The 25,836-nt window shown below is 72.1% G+C and carries 25 protein-coding genes; 18 read left to right on the forward strand and 7 right to left on the reverse strand.

Translation table 11 applies throughout. The annotated features are described in order from the left end of the window. Positions 1-17: 17 nt before the first annotated feature. On the forward strand, positions 18-866 hold the full coding sequence (locus ACWEVS_RS42340; protein ID WP_452556529.1) for a cytochrome c biogenesis CcdA family protein: 849 nt from the start codon (positions 18-20) through the stop codon (positions 864-866). A gap of 73 nt (positions 867-939) precedes the next feature. Here ACWEVS_RS42340 and ACWEVS_RS42345 read toward each other — a convergent pair whose 3' ends face one another. Genes ACWEVS_RS42345 through ACWEVS_RS42355 form a run of 3 tightly spaced genes read right to left on the reverse strand, consistent with a single transcriptional unit; the run spans position 940 to position 3,285 of the window. Then, on the reverse strand, positions 940-1,935 hold the full coding sequence (locus ACWEVS_RS42345; RefSeq protein ID WP_452556531.1) for an NAD-dependent epimerase/dehydratase family protein: 996 nt from the start codon (positions 1,933-1,935) through the stop codon (positions 940-942). A 10-nt stretch (positions 1,936-1,945) separates the two neighbouring features. Beyond that, positions 1,946-2,623 (reverse strand): TIGR04282 family arsenosugar biosynthesis glycosyltransferase, encoded by a 678-nt coding sequence (locus tag ACWEVS_RS42350; protein WP_452556533.1) that lies wholly within the window; start codon positions 2,621-2,623, stop codon positions 1,946-1,948. Continuing rightward, entirely contained in the window at positions 2,620-3,285 is a 666-nt protein-coding gene (locus tag ACWEVS_RS42355) for a glycosyltransferase family 2 protein (protein WP_449930376.1), read from the reverse strand. Before ACWEVS_RS42355 ends, ACWEVS_RS42350 begins: the two co-directional genes overlap by 4 nt. A gap of 104 nt (positions 3,286-3,389) precedes the next feature. On the opposite strand from ACWEVS_RS42355, the gene ACWEVS_RS42360 reads away from it, so the two are divergent. From ACWEVS_RS42360 to ACWEVS_RS42390, 7 genes are all read left to right on the forward strand, one after another. Then, positions 3,390-4,697, forward strand: coding sequence for a hypothetical protein (locus ACWEVS_RS42360; RefSeq protein WP_452556535.1), 1,308 nt, complete (start codon positions 3,390-3,392; stop codon positions 4,695-4,697). A 96-nt stretch (positions 4,698-4,793) separates the two neighbouring features. Continuing rightward, positions 4,794-5,312: a DoxX family protein gene (locus tag ACWEVS_RS42365; RefSeq protein WP_449930372.1), complete on the forward strand. Its 519-nt coding sequence runs from the start codon at positions 4,794-4,796 to the stop codon at positions 5,310-5,312. Next, entirely contained in the window at positions 5,309-5,650 is a 342-nt protein-coding gene (locus ACWEVS_RS42370) for an Rv1678 family membrane protein (RefSeq protein WP_452556537.1), read from the forward strand. Before ACWEVS_RS42365 ends, ACWEVS_RS42370 begins: the two co-directional genes overlap by 4 nt. 41 nt (positions 5,651-5,691) lie before the next feature. After that, on the forward strand, positions 5,692-6,810 hold the full coding sequence (gene fadE16, locus ACWEVS_RS42375; RefSeq protein WP_452556539.1) for an Rv1679 family acyl-CoA dehydrogenase: 1,119 nt from the start codon (positions 5,692-5,694) through the stop codon (positions 6,808-6,810). Further along, positions 6,810-7,601, forward strand: a complete 792-nt coding sequence (locus ACWEVS_RS42380; RefSeq protein WP_452556541.1) for an Rv1680 family SBP-like protein — start codon at positions 6,810-6,812, stop codon at positions 7,599-7,601. Before fadE16 ends, ACWEVS_RS42380 begins: the two co-directional genes overlap by 1 nt. Next, positions 7,595-8,569: an Rv1681 family radical SAM protein gene (locus ACWEVS_RS42385; RefSeq protein WP_452418165.1), complete on the forward strand. Its 975-nt coding sequence runs from the start codon at positions 7,595-7,597 to the stop codon at positions 8,567-8,569. The genes ACWEVS_RS42380 and ACWEVS_RS42385 overlap by 7 nt, the downstream gene beginning before the upstream one ends. A gap of 103 nt (positions 8,570-8,672) precedes the next feature. Further along, complete coding sequence (locus ACWEVS_RS42390) at positions 8,673-9,341, forward strand: hypothetical protein (RefSeq protein WP_452556543.1); 669 nt, start codon at positions 8,673-8,675, stop codon at positions 9,339-9,341. An 86-nt stretch (positions 9,342-9,427) separates the two neighbouring features. Here ACWEVS_RS42390 and ACWEVS_RS42395 read toward each other — a convergent pair whose 3' ends face one another. The 3 genes from ACWEVS_RS42395 to ACWEVS_RS42405 all read right to left on the reverse strand — a co-directional run bounded on the left by ACWEVS_RS42395 (position 9,428) and on the right by ACWEVS_RS42405 (position 14,506). Further along, positions 9,428-12,334 (reverse strand): YbhB/YbcL family Raf kinase inhibitor-like protein, encoded by a 2,907-nt coding sequence (locus ACWEVS_RS42395; RefSeq protein WP_452556545.1) that lies wholly within the window; start codon positions 12,332-12,334, stop codon positions 9,428-9,430. Between the two features lie 326 nt (positions 12,335-12,660). Further along, the gene (locus ACWEVS_RS42400; RefSeq protein WP_452556547.1) at positions 12,661-14,001 is read right to left on the reverse strand and encodes an FAD-binding oxidoreductase; all 1,341 of its coding nucleotides are present in this window, start codon (positions 13,999-14,001) and stop codon (positions 12,661-12,663) included. Between the two features lie 28 nt (positions 14,002-14,029). Next, positions 14,030-14,506, reverse strand: coding sequence for a carboxymuconolactone decarboxylase family protein (locus ACWEVS_RS42405; protein WP_449930359.1), 477 nt, complete (start codon positions 14,504-14,506; stop codon positions 14,030-14,032). A 255-nt stretch (positions 14,507-14,761) separates the two neighbouring features. Here ACWEVS_RS42405 and ACWEVS_RS42410 point away from each other — a divergent pair, with 255 nt between their 5' ends. From ACWEVS_RS42410 to ACWEVS_RS42425, 4 genes are all read left to right on the forward strand, one after another. Beyond that, complete coding sequence (locus ACWEVS_RS42410) at positions 14,762-15,646, forward strand: RNA polymerase sigma-70 factor (RefSeq protein WP_452556565.1); 885 nt, start codon at positions 14,762-14,764, stop codon at positions 15,644-15,646. Positions 15,647-16,068: 422 nt separating this feature from the next. Next, the gene (locus tag ACWEVS_RS42415; RefSeq protein WP_452556549.1) at positions 16,069-17,094 is read left to right on the forward strand and encodes an alcohol dehydrogenase catalytic domain-containing protein; all 1,026 of its coding nucleotides are present in this window, start codon (positions 16,069-16,071) and stop codon (positions 17,092-17,094) included. Positions 17,095-17,126: 32 nt separating this feature from the next. Beyond that, entirely contained in the window at positions 17,127-17,249 is a 123-nt protein-coding gene (locus tag ACWEVS_RS42420) for a hypothetical protein (RefSeq protein ID WP_449930355.1), read from the forward strand. Between the two features lie 8 nt (positions 17,250-17,257). Beyond that, the gene (locus ACWEVS_RS42425) at positions 17,258-17,617 is read left to right on the forward strand and encodes a hypothetical protein (protein WP_452556551.1); all 360 of its coding nucleotides are present in this window, start codon (positions 17,258-17,260) and stop codon (positions 17,615-17,617) included. 43 nt (positions 17,618-17,660) lie between these two features. Here the strand turns inward: ACWEVS_RS42425 and ACWEVS_RS42430 are convergent, their stop codons facing one another. Then, entirely contained in the window at positions 17,661-18,338 is a 678-nt protein-coding gene (locus ACWEVS_RS42430; RefSeq protein ID WP_449930351.1) for a response regulator, read from the reverse strand. 292 nt (positions 18,339-18,630) lie between these two features. Here ACWEVS_RS42430 and ACWEVS_RS42435 point away from each other — a divergent pair, with 292 nt between their 5' ends. From ACWEVS_RS42435 to ACWEVS_RS42460, 6 genes are all read left to right on the forward strand, one after another. Further along, a complete protein-coding gene (locus ACWEVS_RS42435) occupies positions 18,631-19,653 on the forward strand; it encodes a fatty acid desaturase family protein (RefSeq protein ID WP_452556553.1) in 1,023 nt (340 codons plus the stop codon). A gap of 107 nt (positions 19,654-19,760) precedes the next feature. Beyond that, the gene (locus ACWEVS_RS42440; protein ID WP_452556555.1) at positions 19,761-20,189 is read left to right on the forward strand and encodes a pyridoxamine 5'-phosphate oxidase family protein; all 429 of its coding nucleotides are present in this window, start codon (positions 19,761-19,763) and stop codon (positions 20,187-20,189) included. A 103-nt stretch (positions 20,190-20,292) separates the two neighbouring features. Continuing rightward, positions 20,293-22,677, forward strand: a complete 2,385-nt coding sequence (locus ACWEVS_RS42445) for a heavy metal translocating P-type ATPase (protein WP_452556557.1) — start codon at positions 20,293-20,295, stop codon at positions 22,675-22,677. 317 nt (positions 22,678-22,994) lie between these two features. Continuing rightward, a complete protein-coding gene (locus tag ACWEVS_RS42450; protein ID WP_449930343.1) occupies positions 22,995-23,429 on the forward strand; it encodes a cupredoxin domain-containing protein in 435 nt (144 codons plus the stop codon). A gap of 54 nt (positions 23,430-23,483) precedes the next feature. After that, a complete protein-coding gene (locus ACWEVS_RS42455; protein WP_452556559.1) occupies positions 23,484-24,032 on the forward strand; it encodes a hypothetical protein in 549 nt (182 codons plus the stop codon). A gap of 80 nt (positions 24,033-24,112) precedes the next feature. Further along, positions 24,113-25,654, forward strand: coding sequence for a multicopper oxidase family protein (locus tag ACWEVS_RS42460; protein ID WP_452556561.1), 1,542 nt, complete (start codon positions 24,113-24,115; stop codon positions 25,652-25,654). The last annotated feature ends 182 nt before the right edge of the window (positions 25,655-25,836 follow it).

The raw sequence follows: 25,836 nt of genomic DNA on the forward strand, positions 1-25,836 counted from the left end.
CCGGGGCCACGACGGTGGTGAACGCCGACCTGCCGCTCGCGCTGGCCCTCACCGCGGGCACCCTGGCCGCCTTCAACCCGTGCGGCTTCGCGTTGCTCCCGGCCTACCTGGCCATGCTGCTGTCCGACGACTCGGAGCCTCGCTGCCGTCCCGTGCCGCGGGCGCTCAAGCTCTCGCTGGCCATGACGGGCGGGTTCGTCACCGTCTTCGGCCTGTCCGGCCTGGTCCTGACCCCGCTGGCCGTATCGGTCGGGCAGTACCTCCCCTGGCTGACGATCGTGATCGGCGTCGTCCTCGCCGTCCTGGGGCTGTGGCTGCTGAGCGGTAGGGAGCTGTCGCCGCGCATCCCGAAGCCGGCCACCGGCCGCCCGGCGATGTCGGTGGGATCGCTGTACGGGTACGGGCTGACCTACGCGGTGGCCTCGCTGTCGTGCACGGTCGGCCCGTTCCTCGCCGTCGTCTCCGCCGCCCTGGTCGGTGGCGGGGTGCTCGGCGGGCTGGCGGTCTTCGTGGCCTACGCGCTCGGCATGGGGCTGGTGGTCGCGTTTCTCTCCCTGGCCGTCGCGCTGGCCAGGGACGCGGTCGTGGGCGGGCTGCGGCGGGTCCTGCCGTACGTGTCACGGATCGGCGGCGGCCTGCTCCTGCTCGCCGGGCTGTACGTCGCCTACTACGGCTGGTACGAGCTGCGCGTTCTCACGGGCGCCTCGAGCGGCGATCCGATCGTCGGCGCCGCCAGGGCCGTGCAGCGAACGGTGGCGGGATGGGTCGGGGCCCTGGGCGCCGGCTGGATCGCCGTCGCGCTGGCGGTGGCCGCTCTCGCCGCGTTCGGGCTGGGGCGCGGCCGTACCGGATCACGCCGGAAGTGAGCGCGGGAAGTGAGCACGGGAAGTGCGCGCGGCACGCCGGGCGGCGGGCACCGCTGCGGGAGTGGCGCCGGCGTCACCCTGCTGAAGCCAGGGGTGCCCAGGCGAACTCGCGCATGCCCTCGGCGAACCCGATCGCGGCCGTGAACCCCAGCTCCGCACCCGCGAGGGAGGGCGAGGCCACGATGTGGCGCACGTCGCCGAGCCGGTACTCCCCCGTCGTGACCGGCGCGGGACCGCCCCGCTCGGCGGCCAGCGCCGCGGCCATCTCCCCGACGGTGCGCGGTTCGCCGCTGGCGACGTTGTAGGCGACCAGCGTGCCTGGCCGCCCCGCCCCGAGCGCGGCCAGGTTCGCCCGCGCCACGTCGCGCACGTGCACGAAGTCGCGGCGCTGCCGGCCGTCCTCGAAGACCCGGGGCGCCCTGCCCGCCTCCAGAGCGGAGCGGAAGATCGCCGCCACCCCCGAGTACGGCGTGTCCCTGGGCATGCGCGGGCCGTAGACGTTGTGGTAGCGCAGCGCCACCACCGTGCCGCCGGTCTGTCTCGCCCATCCGGCAGCCAGGTGTTCCTGGGCGAGCTTGGTCGTGGCGTAGGCGTTGCGCGGGTCCGCCGGCGCGTCCTCGCCGATCGGGGCGGGGCACAGGCCGCCGCCGCATCGCGGGCAGCGCGGCTCGAACACCCCCCGTGCCAGGTCCTCCTCGGCGCGCGCGGCGGGGCGGACCCGGCCGTGCTCGGCGCAGTCGTAGGCGCCCTCACCGTAGATCACCATCGACGAGGCCAGCACCAGCCTGCCGACGCCGTGCCTGGCCATCGCGGCGAGCAGCACGGCGGTGCCGTGGACGTTGATCGAGGCGTAGTCGGGGAGGTCGGCCACGTCGACCCCCAGCCCCACCTTCGCCGCCTGGTGCGCGACGGCGTCCACGCCGGGCAGCAGCCGGTCCAGCGCCGCGCCGTCCCGCACGTCGGCGCCGTCCCGCAGGTCGAGTCCGACCACCTCGTGGCCGGCCCCGGCCAGGGCCGCGCGGACGTGGCCGCCGATGAACCCGGCCGAACCGGTGAGAAGTACCTTCACGCTGGCGAGACTACGACCGGCGCCGCGCCCGCCGTCCGGGAACGAGGTTCATCCCGGCGAGAGCGGCCGCGAAGCGGGAGCGTGGCGCCTCGGCCGCCACGCGGATCGTGTCCTGGAAGCAGTCGACGTCGGTCAGCTCCGGCATCACGGCCACCTGCAGCCCGGCCTGCCGCAGGCGCCGTAGCTGAGTGTCTCCCGTCGTGGCCCGGGACATCGGCACCCCCAGCACCAGCGCCGGGTCGGGCCGGCGCAGGCCGAGCAGCCAGAACCCGCCGTCCGCGGCGGGGCCGTACACCGCGTCCCCGGTCCGCAGCGCGGCGACCGCCTCGGCCAGCAGGTCCGCGGTCACCTGGGGCGTGTCCATGCCGATCACCACGACGGGCAGCGGGCACCGCCGGTAGGCGTCCTCGAACGCGGCGGCGAGGCGTTCGTCCAACGGCCCGCCGCGCTGAGGGATGACCACGAAACCGTCGGGCGACCACGCGCCGGGCGGGCCGTCGAAGGCGAGGACCCGCCGGCGCACCCGGACCGCGGCCACGGCGGCCAGGGTGTCCTCCAGTGAGGCCGCCGCCAGGCGCGCGGCCTCCTGGGGGGTGAACGGCGGGGTGAGCCGGGTCTTGACCTTGCCGGGTAGGGGTTCCTTCGCGAGGACGACGATCTGCGCGGCGGCGTGCCGGAGCGGGATCATGCCTGTCCGTCCTGCTCGGCCAGCACCCGCCGCATGTCGCCGAGCGCCCTCAGCGTGCCGCGCACGGTGCCGGTGACCTTGGACCGGCCGGCGCGCGGAAGGTAGTCCACCTCGGTCTCGGCGATGCGCCAGCCGGCCCTCGCCGCGCGCAGCACCATCTCCAGGGGATAGCCGGACCGCCGGTCGGTCAGCCGCAGTGCCAGCAGCTCGGCCCGTCTGCAGGCCCGCATCGGGCCGAGATCGTGCAGCTGGACGCCGGTACGGCGCCGCACCGTCGCGGCCAGGACGAGGTTTCCGAGGCGGGCGTGCAGGGGCCAGCGCGCGCCGGCGCGGGGCATGCGGCGGCCGAGCATCAGATCGCACCCGCCCGCCAGCACGGGGCCGGCCGTCCTGGGCAGCTGGCGCGGGTCCATGGAGGCGTCGGCGTCCATGAAGCACACCACCTCACCGTCGGCGGCCAGGAGCCCCGCATGGCAGGCCGCACCGAACCCGCGCCGCGGCTCGTTCACCACCAGCACGCCGTGCTCGGCCGCGACCCGTGCGGAGCCGTCGGTCGAGCCGTTGTCGACCACGATCGGGCGGTAGCCGTCCGGCATCCGCCCGAGCACCCACGGCAGGGCCGTCTCCTCGTCCAGGCACGGCAGCACCACGTCGACGGTCACAGCTTTCACGGTAGGGCCGACCGGGGCGGCGAACTCCTATGCGCCGGTGCGGTGTGCTCAAAGAGTTTCCAGCTCGGACCGGCCGTGGGCCTACCGTGGGAAAGGTGGTCGAGCGTTCCGGGGATCGGCCTGGCACGGCCGGCGAAGCCCCTGCCGGGCGGCCGCCTGCCCGCCAAGGCCGGCGGGTGCCGGTCGCGCTGGCCGTCTGGGCCGCGCTGATCGGGTGGTCCTTCTTCGAAGGCGCGGCCCTGCGCGCACGGGGCGCGCTCCCCATCGACCGCCTGGCGCCGCTGCACGGCGACCTCCGCCTGCTGACGGTCACGCTGCTGCCCGCCACCGTCTTCGCGGCCATCGCCGTCCTCACGTTGCCGCCCCTCGTGGCTCGGGCGCGCTTCGGCTGGGCGTTGTTCGTGTCGTACGGTTTCGCGCTGGCCTGGACGGTGCTGCTGGCGGTCTCGGACGACGGGCTGGCGGCGCCGCTCACCCATGCCACCGACTATCTCGCTGTGCTGCCCGCCGTGGGCAACGATCCGATGGGCTGGCTGGCCGGCTTCACCCGACACCTGCCTGACTATCCGACCCACGTGCGAGGACATCCACCGCTGGCCGTGCTCGTGCTGTGGGCCCTGGCGGCGGCCGGGCTGCGCGGGCCGGCCTGGGCGGCGCTGCTGGTCGTCGCGGTCGGCTGCTCGGCCACCGTGGCGATCGCCGTGACGGTGCGACGGCTGGCCGGGGAGACGATGGCCCGCCGCAGCCTTCCCTACCTGGCATTGACCCCCGCCGCGGTCTGGATCGCCACCAGCATGGACGCCTTCTTCGCCGGCGTCGGCGCGTGGGGAGTCGCCCTGCTGGTGCTCGGCCGGGCCTGGATCGCCTTCGCGGCGGGGCTGCTGCTCGGCGCGCTGCCGTACCTCAGCTACGGGCTGGTGCCGTACCTGCTCATCCCCGTGGTGGCCGGTGTGGTGGCCAGGGTGCCGCGCGCGACCGTGCTCGCGGCCCTGGCCGGTGCGGCGTCGGTGACGGCCGCCTTCGCCGCGGGGGGCTTCCTGTGGCCGGCCGGGGTGCTCGCGACATACGCCGAATGGGCCCCGGACCCGGGCGCCGCCGCCCGGCCGTACCTGTATTTCCTGGTGGCCGACCTGGCCGTGCTGGCCATGCTCACCGGACCTGCGACGGCGGCGGGTCTGGTACGGCTCCCGCCGTACGGCGTGCGGGCCGTCGTCGCCGCGGCGGGGGTGGCGGTGCTCGCGCTCGACCTCAGCGGGGTGACCCGTGGCGAGGTCGAGCGCATCTGGCTGCCCTACGCGGTGTGGATCGGCCTGGCGGCGGGGATGTCGCCGGGCCGCCGGTGGCTCGCGGCTCAGGTGGTCACGGGGCTGCTGTTGCAGGCCCTGGTCGACTCGCCCTGGTGAGCCGGCGACGTTCGCACTCGGTAAGAATCGAGGTAGTTGGCCAGGGATATCGTCTGGGTACTGGATGAATGACATTCCGTAACCAGGGAGGCGCTGATGGTCGACGCCGTGACGCTGCCACGGGGCGGCCCTGCCATGATGGCCTTCGTCCGCGTGGCCGTCGCCTGCTTGTGGATCCAGAACTCGGGCTGGAAGACACCCGGTGACGACTTCGGCCGGATGGGGCGGCGGGGGCTGTACCTGTTCACCGGCTACGCGGTCGAACATCCGGTGTTCCCGCCGTTCACGTGGCTTGTCGAGCATGTCGTGCTGCCGAACTTCGTCATCTTCGGCTGGCTGACGCTGCTCGTCGAGACCTCGCTCGGGGCGTTCCTGCTCGCGGGGCTGGCGACGCGGCTGTGGGCCCTGATCGGGATCGGGCAGTCGCTCGCGATCACGTTCTCTGTGCTCTACGCGCCGCACGAGTGGCACTGGTCCTACTTCCTGATGATCCTGGCGCACGTGGCGCTGTTCGCCACCGCCGCGGGCCGGTTCTACGGTGCCGACGGGTTGCTGCGCCCCTCCTGGGAGAGATCGCCCAACCTGCCGGCCCGGTGGCTGGTGAGGTTCTCATGAGGGCCCCGGACCGGTTCGCGCTCGCCCTGGGCGTCGCCTCGGTGCTGAGCGCCGTGTTCGTCTTCGTGCACGGCGACCCGTGGCAGCTGGTCAAGATGACCGGCCAGGCGGTCCCGGTCGCCATCGTCCTCGGCGTCCTGGCCTGCCTGGCCGGAGCGCTCCGGCGTCCGCCGATGCAGACGACCGCCGGCGCGCTGTTCGTCCTGTCCGCCCTGCTGGTTCTCTCGGAGCTGGCCTTCGGGTTCTCGCTGACCGCGGGCAGCGCGTCCACGGCGAGCCTCTGGCTGGGGCTCGGCATCGGGCTGGTGTCGGCGGGCCGTACGCCGCGGGAGCCGTGAGGGCTCCTCGCACGCCCCGCCGTACCATGGGAAGGAGCGACATGGATCTTTCAGCCCGCCTCGAACCTGTCCTGGACATCGCACGGCAGTCGGCCAGGACGGTGGACGCCGACGGCGGCTTCCCGGTCCAGGCGGTTGACGCCGTGCGCCGTTCCGGCCTGCTGGGGTTGACCCTGCCGCCGCGGCGGGGCGGTCTCGGTGGCGGTCCCGAGGCGCTCGTGGAGGTGCTGAGCAGCCTCGCGGCCGTCTGCGGGTCCACGGCGATGGTCTATCTGATGCATGTGAGCGCGGCCATGGCGGTCGCCGCGGCACCGCCGAGCGGCCATCCCGCGCTGCTCGAGCGGCTCGCCTCGGACTGCCTGGCGACGCTGGCGTTCAGCGAGGCAGGATCGCGCTCCCACTTCTGGGCACCGGTCTCGCAGGCCCGCCGTGAAGGGGACACGATCGCCGTGCGTGCCGCCAAGAGCTGGGTCACCTCGGCGGGTCATGCCCAGGTGTACGTGGTGTCCACCCTCGCCCCGGATGGCGAGCAGGGGGCGGTCGACCTCTACGCCGTCTTCGCCGAGAATCCCGGGGTCGAGGTCGCGGGCTCGTGGCGGGGGCTCGGCCTGCGCGGCAACGCGTCCTCTCCCATGCGCTTCGAGGTGCTCGCCGGCGACCACGAGCGGATCGGCGAGCCGGGCGGCGGCTTCCCCCTGATGCTCCAGTCGGTGATGCCGTGGTTCAACCTCGGCAACGCCGCCGTCTCGCTCGGACTGGCGCAGGCCGCCGTGGACGCGGCCGTGGCGCACGCGAGCGGCGTCAGGTTCCAGCACACCGGCGAGGGCCTGGCGGACCTGCCGACCATCCGCGCGCAGCTGTCCCGCATCGCGCTGGACCTCGCGATGGCCCGCGCCTACGTGGAGAAGGCAGCCCGCAGCCTCGCCGCGCCCGACGACTCGACCATGCTGCACGTGCTCGGCGTCAAGGCGGCCGCCAACGACATGGCCCTGCGCGTCACCGACACGGCGATGCGGGTCTGCGGCGGCGCCGCCTTCTCCGAGCACCTTCAGCTCGAGCGGTTCTTCCGGGACGCCCGAGCCGGCCATGTCATGGCGCCGACCGCGGACGTCCTCTACGACTTCTACGGCAAGGCGATCACCGGACGGGAGCTGTTCTGATGCTGACGATCGGCGCGGTGGCCTACACACCCAACGTCGTGCCCATCTGGGAGGGCATCCGCGGCTACTTCGACGGCAGCGGCGCCGAGATGGACTTCGTGCTGTTCTCCAACTACGGCAGGCAGGTCGACGCGCTCCTCGCCGGCACCGTCGACATCGCCTGGAACACCAACCTGGCCTGGGTGCGAACCGTGCTCCAGACCGGCGGGAGCTGCCGCGCCCTGGCCATGCGCGACACCGACCTGACCTTCGCCAGCGTCCTGGTGGCGCGAGCGGGCAGCGGCCTCAGCGGTCTGGACGCCCTGCATCGTCGCCGCATCGCGCTCGGATCCCGCGACTCCGCCCAGGCGGCGATCCTGCCCGTGCATTTCCTCACCCGCGCCGGCGTCACCGACGTCGAGTACCTCCGCATCGACGGCGATCTGGGCAAGCACGGTGACACCGGCCGCAGCGAGCTGGACGCGATCCGCGCGGTGCTCGACGACCAGGCCGACGCCGCCGCGATCGGCATCACCACGTGGGAGGCCATCGGCAAGGACGAGCTCATGCCCGACGCGCTCGAGGAGGTGTGGCGCTCCGAGCCGTACTGCCACTGCAACTTCACCACCCTCCTGCCGCCCGAGCGCACCGAGCCGTGGGTGGAGCACCTTCTCGCGATGGACTGGAACGATCCCGCCCACCGGCCCATCCTCGAGATGGAGGGCCTGCGCCGGTGGGTGCGGCCCGAGCTGGACGGCTACGCCTCGCTGTTCGAGGCGGTGCGACGGCAGGGACTCTCGCCGACATGGTGATCCTCGACCTGGTCGAGCGGATGGGCGCGCTCCCCGTCGGGGCGACGGCCGAGGTCCCGCTCGGCGCCGGGGAGGCCGAGCTCGTCGAACGCTGGTGCGCCCGGACCGGGAACGAGCTCGTCGAGATCGGCCGGGGCGTGGCCGTGGTCCGGCGGGGCCGCCCGCCCGACCCCGTCGCCGATCTCCCGGCCGACCGGCGGCCGGGAGCCCGGCTCTGGCTCTACACGAACTTCGACTGCAACCTCGCCTGCGACTACTGCTGCTCGCGTTCCTCGCCACGGACCGCGCGCCGCGCGCTCGGCCTGGACCGGGTGCGCCGGATCATGGCCGAAGCCGAGGGGGTCACCGAGGTCTTCCTCACCGGCGGGGAGCCGTTCCTCCTGCCGGACCTGGACGAGATCGTGCGCGCCTGCACCGACCGGTTCCACACGACGCTGCTGACCAACGGGATGCTCTTCCGCGGCCATCGGCTCGACATGCTGCGTGCCATGCCGCGCGACCGGCTGGCGCTGCAGATCAGCCTCGACTCGCCCACCCCCGACCGGCACGACCGGCACCGCGGCAAGGGGAGCTGGAACCGCGCGATGGCGGGCATCAGGACCGCGCTCGACGAAGGGTTCCGCGTCCGCGTGGCGGCCACCATCGCGCCGGGGGAGGACGCCGACGCCGAAGCGTTCCACGCCTGTCTCGACGGGCTCGGCATCGCCGTCCAGGATCGGGTCGTCCGCCCGGTGGCCAGGCGCGGATCCGCCGAGGAGGGAGTGGCCCTCACCGTGGAGACCCTCGTGCCCGAGGTGACGGTGACCGCCGAAGGCGTCTACTGGCATCCCGTCGGCGCCGACCACCTCGACCAGCTGGTCACTCGGGAGATCTTCCCGCTCTCCGCCGCGATCGAGGAGGTACGGCGCCGCTTCGCCGAGTACCGGCGTGGCGCGATGGAGGCGGCCGCGAGCTTCCCCTGCGCGTGAAGCGTCCTCGTCGCGGTGGTCGTTCTCGCCATCCGGCCCGCCGTCCTGGTTGGTGCACGCTCCGCGCTGCCATGGAGAGGCGGCGGGTCGTAGACTGCGCGGCATGGGTGATCTTCCCGTTTACGATGTCGTGCTGCTGCCCCCGGCCGACGTCGCCGCGGCGGCCGTCCGGTTGAGCGAGCAGTGCGCGGAGGCGGCTCCCGCCGAGTTCGTCCTGGCCGAGGAGCGGGTGTATCCGCACCTGTCGCTGTTCATGGCCACCTTCGCACCCGAGCAGTGCGCGGCCACCGTGCGGCTGCTGGGTGACATCAGCGCGCGGACGACGATGATCCCCTTGCGGGGTGATCACTTCGCGGGCAACGAGCACGGCATGTTCGAGCTGTTCTACGAGAAGACCGCGGCCGTCACCACGCTGCAGGAGGACATCCTGGCCACGGTGGCGCCGCTGCGCACGGGATGGCGGCGGCGCGATCCGGTCGGGCGCGTCCTGGCGGACTACCGGCGCACCGCTCCCGCGGCCGCCCGCGACAATCTCGAGCGGTACGGCTACGACGAGGTCGGCGCGCTGTTCCGCCCGCACATCACCCTGACCCGTTTCCAGAAGCCTGGTCAGGGAGTCGCGCCGGCGCTGCTGCCACCCGCGCGGTCGTTCACGGCGGCCTTCGACACGCTCGCGCTGTGCGTGATGGGCGAGCACGGCACCTGTACCGAGGTCGTCGCCCGCTTCGCCTTGGCCGGCGAGGCCGTCGGCCCGGCCCCAGCTCGCCCCTAGAGTGGAGATGGGATCTCTCCCGCCGGGATCGCGCGTCCCGTCCGATGTCTCCGGGAGCCTGGGCGCTCCAGGCCCCCGGAAACGGGTCAGCCGGTGGCGGCGTTGGAGTTGCCCGCCAGCTTGGTGGCGGCCAGGTCGTGCGCCAGGATCGCGGTCTCGACCGCGGCCACCGACGAGCTCTGCGTCACGCCCGGCAGGGTCGCGGTGTCCAGCGCGTACAGGGTGAACTCGTACTTGTGCGTGGAGCCGCCCGGGCACGGCCCGAAGTACTGCAGGGCCTTGTTGCCGCTGCTCATCGCCTTCTGCCTGGCCGGAGCCTGGCCGGGCACGTCGTAGCCGAGCCCGAGTCCCTCCGGCAGCGAGGCCTTGGCCGCCGGGATGTCCCAGATCGCCCAGTGCTTGCCGCCGTTGGCCGTGTCGATGAAGGTGATCGCGTAGCTCTTGGCCGTGGCCGGTCCGTTCGCCCAGGCCAGAGCGGGCGAGATGTCGTTGCCTGACACCCCGTCCTGCGCGCAGGTGTACCTCGCCGGGATGGTGCCGTTGTGCGCGAAGGCCGTGCTGGTCAGCGTGAACGGCGGGCCGGCGAACTTCAGCCTGACGATGTCGTTGTCGATGACGGTGGGTGTGCCCCCGTCCTTGTCGTTGTTGGTCGAGGTCAGCCACAGGCCGCCGTCGGGAGTCTTGACGATGGTGCGCAGCCTGCCCCACTGGCCGTTGAAGAAGGCGCGCGGGGTGTCGGTGGTGTTGCCGGTGATCTTCATGACCCACAGCCGCTGGCCGCGGACGGCCGCCATGTAGATCCAGTCGTTGACGATCTCCAGGCCGCTCGGCGAGGCCGACGAGACGCTCCACACCCTGACCGGGTTGACGTAGCGGGTGTCGCTGCAGGTGCCCTCGCAGGTCGGCCAGCCGTAGTTCTTGCCCGGCTGGATGAGGTTGAGCTCGTCCCAGGTGCCGTCGCCGAACTCCGACTCCCACAGCCTGCCCTGCGAGTCCCAGGCGATGCCCTGCGGGTTGCGGTGGCCGAGGCTGTAGACGCGCGGCGCGTTCGGGAACGGGTTACCGGGGGCGCCGGCGCCCGTGGGCGTCACGCGCAGGATCTTGCCGTTGAGCGAGTTCAGGTCCTGCGACCGGCTGCTGGTCTGCGCGTCTCCCGTGGTGATGTACAGCATGCCGTCCGGACCGAACTTGATCCGCCCGCCGTTGTGGAACTTGGCCTTGGAGATGCCGGTGACGATCGGCTCGCGCGGGCCGATGGAGCCGTTCTCGTACTTGAAGCGCACGACCCGGTTGTCACTGGCGGCCGTGTGGTAGGCGTAGACGTAGTGGTCGGTCGCGAAGGTCGGCGACAGCGCCAGGCCGAGCAGGCCGCCCTCGCCGACGGTGGTCACGGCTTCGGTGACCTTGCCGACGGTGGTCTTCTGGCCGGTGGCGGTCACCCTGACGACCTCGAAGCGGTCGCGCTCGGCGACCAGCGCGCTGCCGTCGGGCAGGAAGGCGACGCCCCAGGGCAGGTCGAGCTTGGCGACGTCGCGGTCGAAGAGCGGGTCGCCGCCGGTGGCCTGCGTGGAGGTCCGCACCGTCAGCGCCTGGCTCCTGGCCGAGACGTTGCCGTTGGCGTCGAACGCCTCCACGGCGAAGGAGTACTCGGTGTTCTGCGTGAGCCCGTCCGCGGTGGCGGTCAGGTCGGGCACGGTGGCGAACTTGACGCCGCCACGGTAGACGTTGTAGCCGGTCACCTCGACGTTGTCGGTCGATGCGTCCCACGCCAGGGTGACGCTGGTGGCGCTGACGTTCGTGGAGCGCAGGTTCGCGGGCACGCCGGGCGCCTCGTGGTCGTCGCTCGGCGGCGTCGTGATCGACACGTTGCCGCTGGCCGGCGAGCCGTTGCCGGCGGCGTCGTAGGCCAGCACGCTCAGCACGTAGGTGGTGTTGGGCGTCAGGCCGGTGACCGTGGCGGTCGTCTGGTTGCCGCCGACGGTCTTGACCACGTTGCCGCCGTTGTAGATCACGTAGCTGGAGACGCCCACGTTGTCGGTCGAGGCGTCCCACGCCAGGTCCACGGCGTTCGGCCGTACGTCGCCGACGACTCTGAGGTTGCCCGGCGCGGTGGGGGGCTGCCCGTCAGGCGGCACCGTGGCGGTGATGCGGTCCAGGTTGGGTCCGCCGTTCACCGTCGTGGCGGCGGCGCGGAGCTTGTTGGCGCCGGCGATCAGCGGGACGGTCACGGTCTTCTCCACCCACGTCGTCCAGGCGCCGGTGCCGGGGAAGCTGACGTTGGTGGCCGCCGCCCCGTTGACCGAGACGCCCATCGGCCGGTCGGCTGTGGTGCCGTTGGCGAAGCGGAACTTCACCTCGTAGTTGCCGGCCGTGGCGGCGTTGATCGTGAACTCCACGTGGGAGCCGACCACGTTGTCGTAGTTGACGAAGCCGGTCCCGGTGAAGCCGGCGTGGTTGGACTCCACCACGCCCTGGGAGATGGTCGCGTTCTCCGCCTGCAGCTCGGTGCTCGGCGCGGCCACCTCGACGTCGGCGAAGTCGAGGTTCGGGTTGCCGTTGGCCGTGGTGGCGGTGACACGGATCTTGTTGGTACCGGCGGTGAGGGGCGCGGTGAACGTGGCGGTGGTCCACGTGGTCCACGCGCCGGTGCCGGCGAAGACGTGCCCGGCCGAGATCACGCTGCCGTTGACCGCGATGTCGGCGGGCCGGTCGGCGGTGGTGCCGTTGGCGTAGCGGATGCCGATCGTGGCCTGGCCGGCCGTGGCGGCGTTGACGGTGAACTCGACGTGGCTGCCCGCCACGTTGTCGCCGTTGACGAAGCCGGCGCCGGAGAAGCCCGCGTGGTTGGACTCCACCACGCCCTGGGAGACGGTCGCGTCCTCGGCCTCGTACCGGGTGGGCGCGGCCTCGACGGGCACCGCCTGCAACGCGCTCACCAGTAATGCGGCCACGAGCGCGCCGGCCAACGCGCGCGCCCGGGAGAGAGATCGCATGGATCCTCCTAAGCGGGGGGGTGATAGTTAAGAATATTTCCTAACTTGCGATTGATGGGATCATTCCCGACGAGGCCTGTCAAGCGAGATGACACATCCCGGGAGACCTCCCGCCACTGGCGTACCGGCCGATCACCGCGCAGCTCGCACGCCGGGCGCGGCACCCCGATGGAGCGCTTCGGAACCCCCCGGCTCCAGCCGGGGGGTTCCGTCTGCGACGCGTCTTGACGATCGGCGGCGGTCGCCCGACCGCTTCCCGCATGCCGTGCGTTCCGTCGAGGAAGGGGTGCCGGCTCCTCCTTGCTGTCCGAACTCGTCCGCCCGGCCTACCGGGGTCGGACGTTGTGGTTGCCGGCGAACAGATTGCCGGGGTCGTACTGACGCTTGACCGCCGCGAGCCGCTCATAGGTCTGCGGCGGATAGATCGCGGCGACGTCCTCCTCGGTGGCGGAGGCGAGGAAGTTCGCGTAGGCGCCGTTGACGTGAGGCGCGAGTCTCTCCCAGATCGCTTCCAGAGCAGGACGAGCGGCCTCGACGACCGGCCACGGACCCGCGGTGGTGGTCACGAACATCAACTCGGCTCGGCGATGCGCGTAGGCGGTGGCATCGTCGGGAACCCGGGACACCGCCCCGCCGACGCTGCGAACGGCGATCAACGGCGACCGCTCCGACGCCCCTGCCTCAGCAAGGATCCGAAGGACCTCGGGCACCGATCCCCTGTCGACGAACGCGCTTCGGGTGAGCAGCTGGATGCCAGGCGGCGGGGTCGCGCCATCCACGAGCGTGTCCGCATAGGGTCTCAGCGCGACATCGTCGTCGATCACCGTGCCGAGCCGGCGGATCGGGTCGATCGCCCGCGCCGCGAGCCGCGGGTCATCGCCGTCGAAGGCGACCTGGATCTCGACCGGCGCTTCCGGCCCGCCGGCGAAGGGATTGGCGAAGACCACGATGGAGGTGAGCTCTTCGGGCGCGGTGCGGAGGTGGTCCGCCCACCCCTGGAGCACGCCGGCCGCCTCCGCCGCCGGGAAGGCGATCCTGCCGTAGAAGACGTCTGTCGTCGGGTGTGCCGCGAACTCGAAGGCGGTCACGATCCCGAAGTTGCCGCCGCCACCGCGAATCGCCCAGAACAGCTCCGGGTTGTCCTCGGCGCTCGCACGCGCCACCTCTCCGGCGGCCGTGACCACCTCTGCGGCGACCACGTTGTCCAGGGCCAGGCCGTACTTCCTGACCTTCCAGCCGATGCCACCGGTCAGCGTCAGCCCACCGACACCGACGCTCTTGGTGTCGCCCGAGGAGATCGCCAGGCCCTGCGGGGCCAAGGCGGCCGCGACCTGACCCCAGGTGGCGCCGCCGCCGATCCGCACGAGGTGGCGCTCCTTGTCGATGATCTCGACGTCCGCGAGCTCGCCGAGGTCGAGCACGACGCCGCCGTCGTTGGTGCCGAAGCCCGGAAAGCCATGGCCGCCGCCTCGCACGGCGAGCACCAGCCCCGCGCCGGCAGCGAATCTGACACCTGCTCGCACGTCACCGACGCTCTCGGGCCGCAGGACATAGGCCGGACTGCCCGAAGCCAGCACCGAGCGACGAGCCGATTCGTACTCCGCTCCGCCCGGTTCGATGATGTCGCCGCCGAAGTGACGGCGAAGGGTTTCAAGCGCTGAGCTCATGATGTTCCTTCCACACAGGAGAATCTCGTCATCCGAACTGGCCGGGCTGGTAGTCGCCGGCGGGCTGCTGGACGATGACGTTCAGGCGGTTGGCGGCGTTGATGAGGGCGATGATCGACACCAGCGCGGCGAGCTGCTCCTCGTCGTAGTGCTTGGCGGCGTTCGCCCAGACCTCGTCGGGGACGCCACCGGCCGCATCAGCGATGCGGGTGCCCTGCTCCGTCAGCTCCAGGGCGGCGCGCTCGGCGTCGGTGAACACCGTGGTCTCCCGCCAGGCCGCGACCAGGTTGATGCGCACCGAGCTCTCCCCTGCGTGCGCGAGGTCCTTGGTGTGCATGTCGGTGCAGAAGCCGCAGCCGTTGATCTGGCTGGCGCGGAGCATCACCAGGTCCCGAGTCGCGGCCGGCAGCGTCGAGCCATCGGTGATCACCTTGCTCGCCGAGGCGAAGTACCTCATGGACTTGGCCGCGAGCGGGCTGCTGAAGAGGTTCAAGCGAGGTTCCATGATGCGTCCCTTGCGTTGTTCGTGTTGTCGCGTGCTGCGCTGAACGAACACAAGATGCCGACGACCCGATCCTTGTGACAGCGCTGGTGTGTGGCGTGCGCCACAACCGGCGCCGCGGGCGGTACGGACCGGCTGCCGTCCCGGTGTCACAAAACGGCGGGACCCGGTGTCTGGTGGGTGACACAGTCGACAGCGAACAGGAGCCACACATTGGACGGCACGTCGCAGACCCCGCCCGAAGACCGCGGCGGGGGCATGAGCCAGGACGACAACCGGCGCTCCGCCACCGAGGCGTTCGTCGCCCACCGCAACCTGCTGTTCACCGTCGCCTACGAGCTGCTCGGCTCGGCCGCCGACGCCGAGGACGTCCTGCAGGAGACCTGGTTGCGATGGGCGGGCGTCGACCTCGGCACCGTACGGGATCAGCGTGCCTACCTGGTCCGCATCACCACCCGGCAGGCGCTGGGCCGGCTGCGTACGCTCGGCCGGCGCAAGGAGTCCTACGTCGGCCCCTGGCTGCCCGAGCCGCTGCTGACCGCGCCCGACGTGGCCGAGGACGTCGAGCTGGCCGACAGCGTCTCGATGGCGATGCTGCTGGTGCTGGAGACACTCACACCGACCGAGCGGGCGGTGTTCGTGCTGCGCGAGGTGTTCGATCTGGAGTACGACGAGATCGCCGAAGCCGTCGGCAAGAGCCAGGCCGCGGTCCGCCAGATCGCCCACCGGGCACGATCGCACGTCGCCGCGCGCCGGCCGCGCGGGGTCGTGTCCGCGGCCGAGACCCGCCAGGCGCTCGAGGCGTTCCAGCGGGCCATCGAAACCGGCGATCTGCAACGACTGCTCGACGTCCTCGCGCCGGACGTCGTCCTCCTGGCCGACGGTGGCGGAGTCGTGCAGGCCGCGCCGGCGCCCGTCGTGGGGGCCGACCGGGTGGCCCACGTGCTGGGCAGGATCACCCCCACGGCGTCGCTGCGGCCGGCACAGGTCAACGGCTACCCGGCGCTGGTCCTCCGGCGCGACGGCGAGATCGACACCGTCATGGCGGTACGCATCGACGACGGCCTCATCACCGGGCTCTACGCCGTACGCAATCCCGAGAAGCTGTCGCGCATGGAGCGGGAGACCGCCCTGCACCGCTGAACCCGGCGACCCGCCCGACCGCACCGCCGACAGCGAAGGACGCAGGGTGGTCGCCTGGACTTCGGCGGCGAGGGGCGCGACTGTAGAAGGGAGCACTCCCCCCGGCACGACAGCAGCCCCGGCGGCACGCACAGGCCACCGGCACCGGACGGGAGGAGCCGAGCTCGTGGACATGAAGCTCGAGGTCGAGGTGGGGCCGGTCGCCGACGTGGACCGTGCCGAGGACTTCTCCCGGGCGCTCAGGTGCCGGGGCGCTGCCCCACGCGGGGACCGGAGCACGACGGGTGTCCAGCCCGGTTCCGGACCGCCAGAGCCACCCTTCTTCCGCCCCGTTCGGTGAGCCCGATGCGAACGGCAGGGTGACGGGTGCTCCTCCTGCCGGCGAAGGACAGCCGGCGAAGCCTCGAGAGAAAGGAGCCGGCATGGCTGCGACCACACACCGTTCCATGCAGGTCGCCGAGCCCGGCGGGGAGATGTCCCTGGTCCGGGTGGATACCCGGGAGCCGGGCCCGGGCCAGGTGCGGATCACCGTCGAGGCGTGCGGGGTGTGCCACTCCGACGCGTTGATCACCGGCGGGCACCTCCCGGGCACCACCTTCCCTGTCACGCCAGGACACGAGATCGCCGGACGTATCGACGCGGTCGGCGGCGACGTCACCGGCTGGTCCGTCGGTGACCGGGTGGCGGTCGGCTGGTACGGAGGCAGCTGCGGCCACTGCGACGCCTGCAGGGAGGGCGACGGCGTCCTGTGCCCCGAGCTCCAGGTGCCGGGTGCCGCGTACGCCGGAGGGTTCGCCGACTCGGTCGTGGTGCCGGCCGTCGCCCTGGCCGCGGTCCCGGACGAGCTGACGGCGGTGGAGGCCGCGCCCCTGGCCTGCGCCGGCGTGACCGTGTACAACGCGCTGCGCCGCAGCAGTGCGCGTCCCGGCGACACCGTCGCGGTCCTCGGCCTGGGCGGCCTGGGGCACCTGGGCGTGCAGTTCGCCGCGAAGATGGGCTTCAACACCGTCGCGATGGCCCGCGGTCCCGACAAGGCGTCGCTGGCTCACAAGCTCGGCGCGTCCCGCTACATCGACAGCGCCACCGAGCAGACCGCCGACGCGCTGCAGGCGTACGGGGGAGCCAAGGTGGTGCTGGCGACGGTGACCAACGCCGCGGCGATGTCCGCGACGGTCGACGGGATGGGGCGCCGTGGTGAGCTCATCATCGTCGGCGTCGACATGGAGCCGCTGGACGTCACGCCCCTGCAGCTCGTCAGCGGGGCCAGGCGGGTGTACGGCCACGCTTCAGGCATCGCGGTCGACACCCAGGACACCATGAGGTTCGCGACCCAGAGCGGCGTCCGGGCCTGGACCGAGGAGGTCCCGCTGGAGGAGGCCGGCGCGGCGGTCCAGAAGATGATGTCCGGTCAGGCCCGCTTCCGCATGGTCCTGACCACCGGTAACTGAATATCTCGTGTGCGGGACGCCTGGCCCTTCCCGTGGCGGCCCCACCGGTCCGGGCCGGCGACGAGGGCTTCGTCGTGCCGGCCGATCCCGAGGACAACCAGCTCTGCCTGCTCGACCGACGGCATCCCGAAGGATGCCTGGTGGGATCGCTGTAGGGGGAATCATGAACAGAATCGTCGTCGCCGGGCTCGGGGTGGTGGCCGTCCTCGGCCTGTCCGCGGGCTCAGCCCAGGGCGGGATCGGCCCCGTGCATGAGGTGAGCGAGCTGCAGTACGAGATCCTGATCAATCAGTGCCGGTACGCGGACACGCCGGATGCGCGGGCCGAGTGCCGCTCGGAGGTCAGGCGGACCTATCGCATCGGGCGAGCCGACCCGACGCTGGACTGCCGCACGTATTCCGGGGTGAGCGTGTGCGGCGAGCTGAGACTGAGCCCCTCCGAACGCGCGTGCGTGAAGGACTCGGTCGCGAAGGGTCTCCCCTTCCGCCGCGCCGAGGTCGAGTGCTACGCCTGGAAGCCTTGACGCAGGCACCTCGACCAGGAGGACACAGGCCGGCGACATCCGGCTAGGGACGGTCGTGCTCTCCGGGGCGGACGAGGCCGCTTTCGTAGGCGAAGACCACCGCCTGGACGCGGGTGGCCAGGTTGAGCTTCATGAGGATCCGGGACAGGTGGGTTTTGACCGTCGCCTCGCCCAGGTACAGCCGGGCCGCGATCTGGGTGTTCGTCAGGCCCTGTGCCAGCATCCTCAGAACGTCCGTCTCCCTGCTGGTGAGCGAGTCCAGCTCGGCTGTCCGGCTCGTCGTGCGGGTGGGCTCCGGCTGACCGGCGAAGGCGGCGATCACCCGCAGGGTCACCGCCGGGTGCAGCAGTCCCCCGCCGGCCGCGACCGTCCGGACCGCCTCGACCAGTTGCTCGGGTGGGGCGATCTTGAGCAGGAAGCCGCTGACCCCGGCGCGCAGGGCGGCGGCGACGTGCTCGTCCTCGTCGAACGTGGTGAGCACGATGACCTTGCTGTCCGGGTGATCCCGTACGAGCCGCCGTGACGCCTCCAGCCCGTCCATCCTGGACATGCGCACGTCCATCAACACGACGTCCGGCCGGGTGCGCGCGACCAGGTCGAGAGCCTCGACACCGTCGGAGGCCTCGCCGACGACCTCGATGTCCGGCTCGCCGCTCAGCACCATGCGCAGGCCCACGCGGACCATCACCTCGTCGTCGACGAGCGCTACCGAGATCGTCATGATGTCGCTCCTCGGACGTCCGGCAGCCGGGTCATCGTCATGGCCACCGATCGTAACCATCCGCGGCATCGGCCGACTCCGCCGGATGGCGGACCCTGCCGGCCTGCCGGGTCCGCCGAACAGCGGACCCGCCCGGCATCCGGCCCACCGCAGCGAGGAGCGGTCATGTACCCGACGGTCCGCGACCGGTTGACCGGCGGGCAACCGTACTCCGATGGTAGGGCTTACCCTCCCATCGAGACGGGTGCAGCCATGATCCCCGCCAGGAGGGATCCTGGCCAGACTCCTCGGCATGTCCAACGTTCAGAGTGTCCGGCCCCAGACCGGCAGCGACTACGCCCGGCTCCTCAAGCGCGTCACCGCGGCCGGGCTGCTCAGGCGCCGGCCCGGCTACTACGCGCGCAGGATCGCGCTGGTCGCAGGACTCTACCTGGCCGGGCTGGCCGCCTTCTTCGCCCTGGGCGACTCCTGGTGGCAGGTGCTCGTCGCCGCCTTCTTCGCGATCATGTTCGCCCAGGTGGCGCTCCTCGGCCACGACATCGCCCACCGCCAGGTCTTTCGCACCATGCGCCCGACCAGGATCAGCGGGTGGATCGCCGGCAACCTCATGATCGGGATGGGCTACGGCTGGTGGATGGACAAGCACACCCGCCACCACGCCAACCCCAACCACGAGGAGCTGGATCCGGACGTCGCGCCGGACATCCTGGTCTGGTCCACCGACCAGGCCAGGGCCAGCAGCGGCCTGTCCAGGTTCATCGGACGTCGTCAGGCGGCGCTGTTCTACCCGCTGCTCCTGCTCGAAGGCCTGAACCTGCACGTGTCGGGCTTCCGCTCACTGCGCAACCCGGCCGTCAAGCACCGCCTCGTCGAGGGCACGCTGCTGGCCGCGCACGTGATCGCCTACCTGGCCGCGCTCTTCCTGGTGCTCTCCCCCGGCAAGGCGCTGGTCTTCCTCGTGGTGCACCAGGGTCTGTGGGGTCTCTACATGGGGTCGGTGTTCGCGCCCGGGCACAAGGGCATGCCCACCCTCAAGCCCGGGGAGGAGCTGGACTACCTGCGCCGCCAGGTGCTGACCACCCGCGGCGTTCGCGGCGGCTGGTTCATCGACACCGCCATGGGCGGGTTGAACTACCAGATCGAGCATCACCTGTTCCCGAACATGCCCACGCCGCACCTGGGGAAGGCCCAGGTCATCGTGCGGGAGTACTGCGCCGAGATCGGACTCCCCTACTGCGAGACGGGGCTGCTGGAGTCCTACCGGCTGATGCTCCGCCACCTGCACACGGTGGGCGCGCCGATCCGCGCCGTGTAGCGCCCCGGCGCCGCCCGCCAGGGCGAAGGCTGCTGGTCGAGGGGCCGCCGATCCCGCGCGAGGCGGTGGGGCGCCAGGTGCGCGGGTTCGGCTGATAGGAAGGGCCCATGAGTGAGCAGACTGGACCCGCCCCGCGCCGCCTGACCCCCGAGGAACTGGAGTCACTCCTGCAGAAGCAGCAGTTCGGGGTGCTGGCGACGGTGAAGCGCAGCGGCCACCCGGCCATGTCGACCGTCCTGTACCGCTGGAGCCCCGTCGAGCGCGTCATCCGGATCTCCACCACGGCCGACCGGCTGAAGGCGCGGCAGGTCCGTAACGACCCGCATGTCGCCCTTCATGTCAGTGGCCCCGACGTGTGGTCGTTCGCGGTGGCCGAGGGGCAGGCCGAGGTGCTGGACAGTCCCGAGGAACTGCTGGCGTTCGCCGGAGAGGTGACCGATCCGGCGGCTTTCCTGGAGCAGCAGGCGCTCGAGCGGCGCGTGGTGATCAAAATCAAGCTTTCCCGCCTGTACGGCACGGCCCTGGACGTTTCCTGACGCCGGCGCCGACCCTCGCGTGCGCCACGCCTAACTATTTTGCATAGTAGTTAACGGGACAGGCGCCGTGGGGCGCGGCGCCGCCGGACGGACGGAGGCGGACGTGTCGATCGGAGAGCTCAAGGACCGCAGCACCGCGATCCTCGACGTGAGCGGGCTGCGGTGGGCCTCGGAACAGAGCGTCGTGCACGCGGTCCTGAGCCGCCGCCCCGGGGTGCTGGACGTCGAGGTCAATCCGGTGGCGCAGACGGCCACCGTGGTGTTCGACCCCAGGGCCACGTCGGTGGCCGACCTGCGCCGGTGGGTGCGGGAGTGCGGCTATCACTGCGCCGGGCAGTCCGTGCCGGCCCACATCTGCGATCCGATGCTGGAGCCCGACCCGCCGGGGGATGCGCACGCGCGCCACGGCGCCGCGACCGCCGTACGGGAGAAGGCGGCGGACGCGCGCGCGGGCCACGAGGGTGAGCCGTCGCCGCACGACTTGACGGGGCACGGCGATCACGCCGGCATGTCGATGGAGGCGATGGTCGCCGACATGCGCAACCGGTTCCTGGTGGCGGCCGTGCTGTCGGTGCCGATCCTGATCTGGTCGCCGATCGGGCGCGAAGTGTTCGGCCTGCGCGTGCCGGTTCCGTTCGGGCTGCGCGAGGACGTGTGGGCGTTGCTGCTCAGCCTGCCGGTGATCTTCTACTCGTCGTGGATCTTCTTCGAGGGCGCGGTGCGGGCCCTGCGCGCCCGCACGCTCGACATGATGGTGCTGGTGGCGGTGGCCATCGGGGCGGGCTGGCTGTACTCGGTCATCGTCACCTTCACCGGCGGCGGCGAGGTGTTCTACGAGGCGGCCACCGTGCTCGCCGCCTTCGTGCTGCTCGGCCACTGGTTCGAGATGCGCGCCAGAGGCGGGGCCAACGACGCCGTCCGGGCCCTGCTCGACCTGGCGCCGCCCAAGGCGCTCGTCGTCCGCGACGGCGAGCCGGTCGAGGTGCCCACGGCCGAGGTGGTCACGGGCGATCTCCTGCTGGTACGGCCCGGCGCCAAGATCCCCGTCGACGGAGTGGCCGAGGACGGCGAGAGCGACGTGGACGAGTCCATGGTCACCGGCGAGAGCCTGCCGGTGCACAAGACCGCCGGCTCGACCGTCATCGGGGCGACCATCAACAGGAACGGCACCCTGCGCGTGCGGGCCACCAAGGTGGGAGCCGACACCGCGCTCGCCCAGATCGTCAAGCTGGTCCAGCAGGCGCAGAACTCCAAGGCGCCCGGCCAGCGGCTGGCCGACCGGGCGGCGTTCTGGCTGGTCCTCGTCGCTCTCGTCGGCGGCGCCCTGACCTTCGCCGCCTGGCTGGTGGCGGGGGCGGGCCTCAGTACGGCGGTGCTCTTCGCCATCACCGTGGTGGTCGTCACCTGCCCGGACGCCCTGGGCCTGGCCACACCCACCGCGATCATGGTCGGTACGGGACTGGGCGCCAAGCGTGGCGTGCTGTTCAAGAACGCGATGGCGCTGGAGAGCGCCGCCCGCATCCAGGCGGTCGTCATGGACAAGACCGGGACGCTGACCAAGGGCGAGCCCGAGGTCACCGACGTGATCACCGAGGGCATCGGCGAGGCCCGGCTGCTGCGCCTGGTCGCCGCCGTCGAGCGTGAGTCCGAGCATCCGCTGGCCGAGGCCATCGTCCGGGAGGCCGACGGGCGGGGAGTCGACTCCGCGCGTGCGGTCACGTTCGAGAACGTCCCAGGCCATGGCGCGATCGCCGTCGTGGACGGGAGCCGCGTCGTGGTGGGCAACCGCAGGCTGATGGCGGCCGAAGGCATCGAGCTGGGCGAGCTGGCCGGCCGCCGTGAGGAGCTGGCCGCCGGCGGGCGCACGGCCGTGATCGCCGCGGTGGACGGTCGGGCCGCCGGGCTGTTCGGCATCGCCGACGCGCCGCGCGAGACGTCCGCGGCGGCGGTGGCGGCCCTGCACGAGGCGGGCGTCGAGGTCATCATGCTGACGGGCGACAACGAGGCCACGGCGCGGCGGATCGCCGAGCGGCTGGGAATCGACACGGTGATCGCGGAGGTGCTGCCGGGCGACAAGGCGGCCAGGATCGCCGAGCTGCAGGCCGGCGGCCGGAAGGTCGCCATGGTGGGCGACGGGGTGAACGACGCCCCCGCACTGGCCAGGGCCGACCTCGGCATCGCCATCGGCGCGGGCACGGATGTGGCGATCGAGACCGCCGACGTGGTGCTCATGCGTTCCGATCCGCTGGACGTCCCCACCGCCCTAACCATCGGCCGCGGCACGCTGCGCAAGATGCGGCAGAACCTGGGCTGGGCGGTCGGCTACAACGCGATCGCGCTGCCGATCGCGGCGGGCGTCTTCGAACCTGCCTTCGGCCTGGTGCTCCGTCCGGAGATCGCCGCCCTGTCGATGTCCGGGTCCAGCGTCATCGTCGCGCTCAACGCGCTCGCCCTGAAGCGGCTCCGCCTCCCCGGGCCGCCTCGATGACCCCGCGGCCCTGAGCCACCGCCCGGACGCCCGACGGCCGGGCGGCGACTGACGGCCAGGCGACAGGTGACGGCCAGGCGACAGCCGAGCGGAGAGTCACGGCCGACCGGCGGGTGACGGCCGGGCGGCCTGTCGCGGCCGACCGGCGTGTGACGGCAAAAACGCGGCGCGGAGGATAGCCGCCCGACATCCGGGCAGAATTCACTATGGCTGGTAGTACGTGTTCGGCAGAGGCGGCGGCCCCGCCGCCGATCCGGAACGGCCGCGCCCGACAGCCTCCACGCCGGGCGTCGCGATCGCAGGGAGGAGATCACTCGATGCGTGCGATCAACAAGCTTCCACTGGCCGGAGCCGGAGCGGCGGTCGTCCTGCTCGCCGTCACGGGCTTCGCCGGCGCCGGCGGTCTCCAGGCCGCGTCCGCGGCGCCCGGTCCTGCCACCGCGACCGCGTCGCCGTCCGCCGCCGCCAAGAATTCCCTGGTGGAGGTGACGATGAAGGAGTTCTCCTTCGCCTTCGCCAGGAACGCCCTGCCCGCCGGCACTTACACCTTCGTGCTGGACAACGTGGGCAAGACATCCCACGCGATGGCGATCACAGGGCCGGGCATGAAGAAGGGACAGCAGTCGAAGACCGTCGAACCCGGCCAGAAGGGCCGGTTCACCGTCACCCTTCAGCGCGGCCGGTACGCGGTGTGGTGCCCGATCGACAATCACCGGGCGCAGGGCATGCAGACCACCCTCACCGTGACCTGAGCGGCGGACCACCTTTCTACGACGCTCCATAGGAGATACCGGTAGCATGCGACCGTGGGAATGGAGCGGAAGGCATCGCTGACCGGCGCGCTGTCGCGCCTTCTGCTCCTTGTGCTCCTCATGGTGGGCGTGGCCGCGATGCACACCTTCGGGCACCTCGACAACCGGCACGACGCCACGCCCCACACGACGACGGGCGCGCTCCACCCGGAAGGCGCTCACCCCGCCAGGCCGGACGCCGGCCCCAACCGCCCACAGGCCGACCCCGGCCGTCCAGACGTCGATTCCAGCCACCCGGATGCGGGTCCCGGCCACCCACAGGCGAATCCCGGCCACCCGGATGCGGGTCCCGGCCGTCCAGACGCCGATCCCGGCCGTGCGGACGCCGATCCCGGCCACGCACCGGGCGGGGCGCCCGGCACCGTGTCGATCTGCCTGGCGATCATCGCCGCACTGCTGGCCCTGGCCACGCTGCGGATGCGGCTGGCCGACCCGTTCGACGCATGGCTCCGACCAGGTACCGGACGGCGAGCGCCGCCCGCGCTTGCGAGAACGCCTCCCCTGTCGCTCACCCTGACGCGCACGGTCGTGCTGCGGACCTGAGCGGAGACCCGGACCGCGGCGGCTCCACGCCCGGTCCGGTCCGCCCATCCGTCAGCACGACCTTCAGCGAGGCATCGATCATGCACCACATCAGCCGGCGTACCCTGCTCAGGGCCGGTCTCGGCCTGCTGGGCGGCGCCGCCCTCACCGCGTGCGCCCAGACCCCCTCGTCCCCGTTCCTCAGCCCGACCAGCGAACAGGTCCGCGCCGCCGAGCGGGCCCGCCGTACGGGAGCGGTGCGCGACTTCCGCTTGAGGGCCGCCCCCGCCGAGGTGGACCTGGGCGGCCCGATCGCGCAGACCTGGGCCTACGACGGCCGGATCCCCGGCACCCCGATGCGGGTCAAGGCCGGCGAGGTGGTCCGCGCCCGCCTGTCCAACGACCTGCCCACCGACACCAGCGTCCACTGGCACGGTCTGGCCCTCCGCAACGACGCCGACGGCGTGCCCGCCGTCACCCAGCGGCCCGTCACCGCCGGCACCGCGTACACCTACGAGTTCGCCGCTCCCGATCCGGGCACCTACTGGTTCCATCCGCACACCGGGACCCAGCTCGACCGCGGGTTGTACGCCCCGCTGATCGTGGAGGACCCGGACGAGCGGCTGGGTTACGACGACGAATGGATCGTGGTCCTCGACGACTGGCTGGACGGGATCACCGGCACCCCGGACGAGGTGCTCGCCGCGTTGTCCGGCGGCATGGGCATGGATCACGGCGGGGGTACGGCGACCGCCACGCCTGAGCGGATGCCGGGCATGGACCATGGCACGACCCCGCCCCGGCCTGAGACGGCCACGCACATGCTGATGGGCGCGACCAGCGTGCTTCTCGGCGGGGACGCGGGCGACGTGCGCTACCCGCACTTCCTGCTCAACGGCCGGATCGCCACCGCGCCGGAGACCTTCCGCGCCAGGCCGGGCACCCGGCTGCGCCTGCGGATCATCAACGCGGGCGGTGACACCGCCTTCCGCGTGGCCCTGGCCGCGCACCGCATGACCGTCACGCACACCGACGGCTTCGCCGTCCGGCCGGCCGAGACGGACGCCCTGCTGCTGGGCATGGGCGAGCGCTACGACGTGCTGGTCACCCTCAAGGACGGCGTGTTCCCGCTGGTCGCCCTCGCGGAAGGGAAGGACGCCGTGGCGCGCGGGCTGATCCGCACCAGCCGCACCCCCGCGCCGCCCGAGCCGGACCTGCGCCCACGCGAACTCCAGGGCGAGGTGGTGCGCTACGCCGAGCTCCGCCCCGGCGAGGCCGTACGGCTCGCACCCAGGAAGCCCGACCGCACCATCGAGCTGGAGCTCACCGGCGGCATGATGGCCTACGACTGGGGGATCAACGGCAGGAAGTACGACCCGGCGATCGTTTCCGCGGTGCGCTCCGGGGAGCGGGTCCGCCTGTCGTTCGTGAACCGCACCACGATGTGGCACCCCATGCACCTGCACGGCCACACGTTCGCGCTGGCCCGGGGAGGCATCCGCAAGGACACCGCGATCGTCATGCCGAACGGCACGCTGGACGTCGACTTCGACGCCGACAACCCGGGGCTGTGGATGATCCACTGCCACAACGTCTACCACGCCGAGTCCGGCATGATGACGCTCCTCGGCTACCTGAGGTAACCGGCCACGCCTGCGGCCGCGACGGGCGCAGGCCCCGATCGCCCGCGTCCCGGTAGGGCCGGGCCTCGGGCGATCGGCCGTTCGGGGGCGGCATCGGGGCTCGCCCCCCGCCGCCGCTGTCGCCGGCGACCGGGACCCGGACGATCGGCCGTTCAGCGGCGGCGTCGGTTCGCCCCGACGCC

It is taken from the genome of Nonomuraea sp. NPDC003754 (assembly GCF_053605785.1).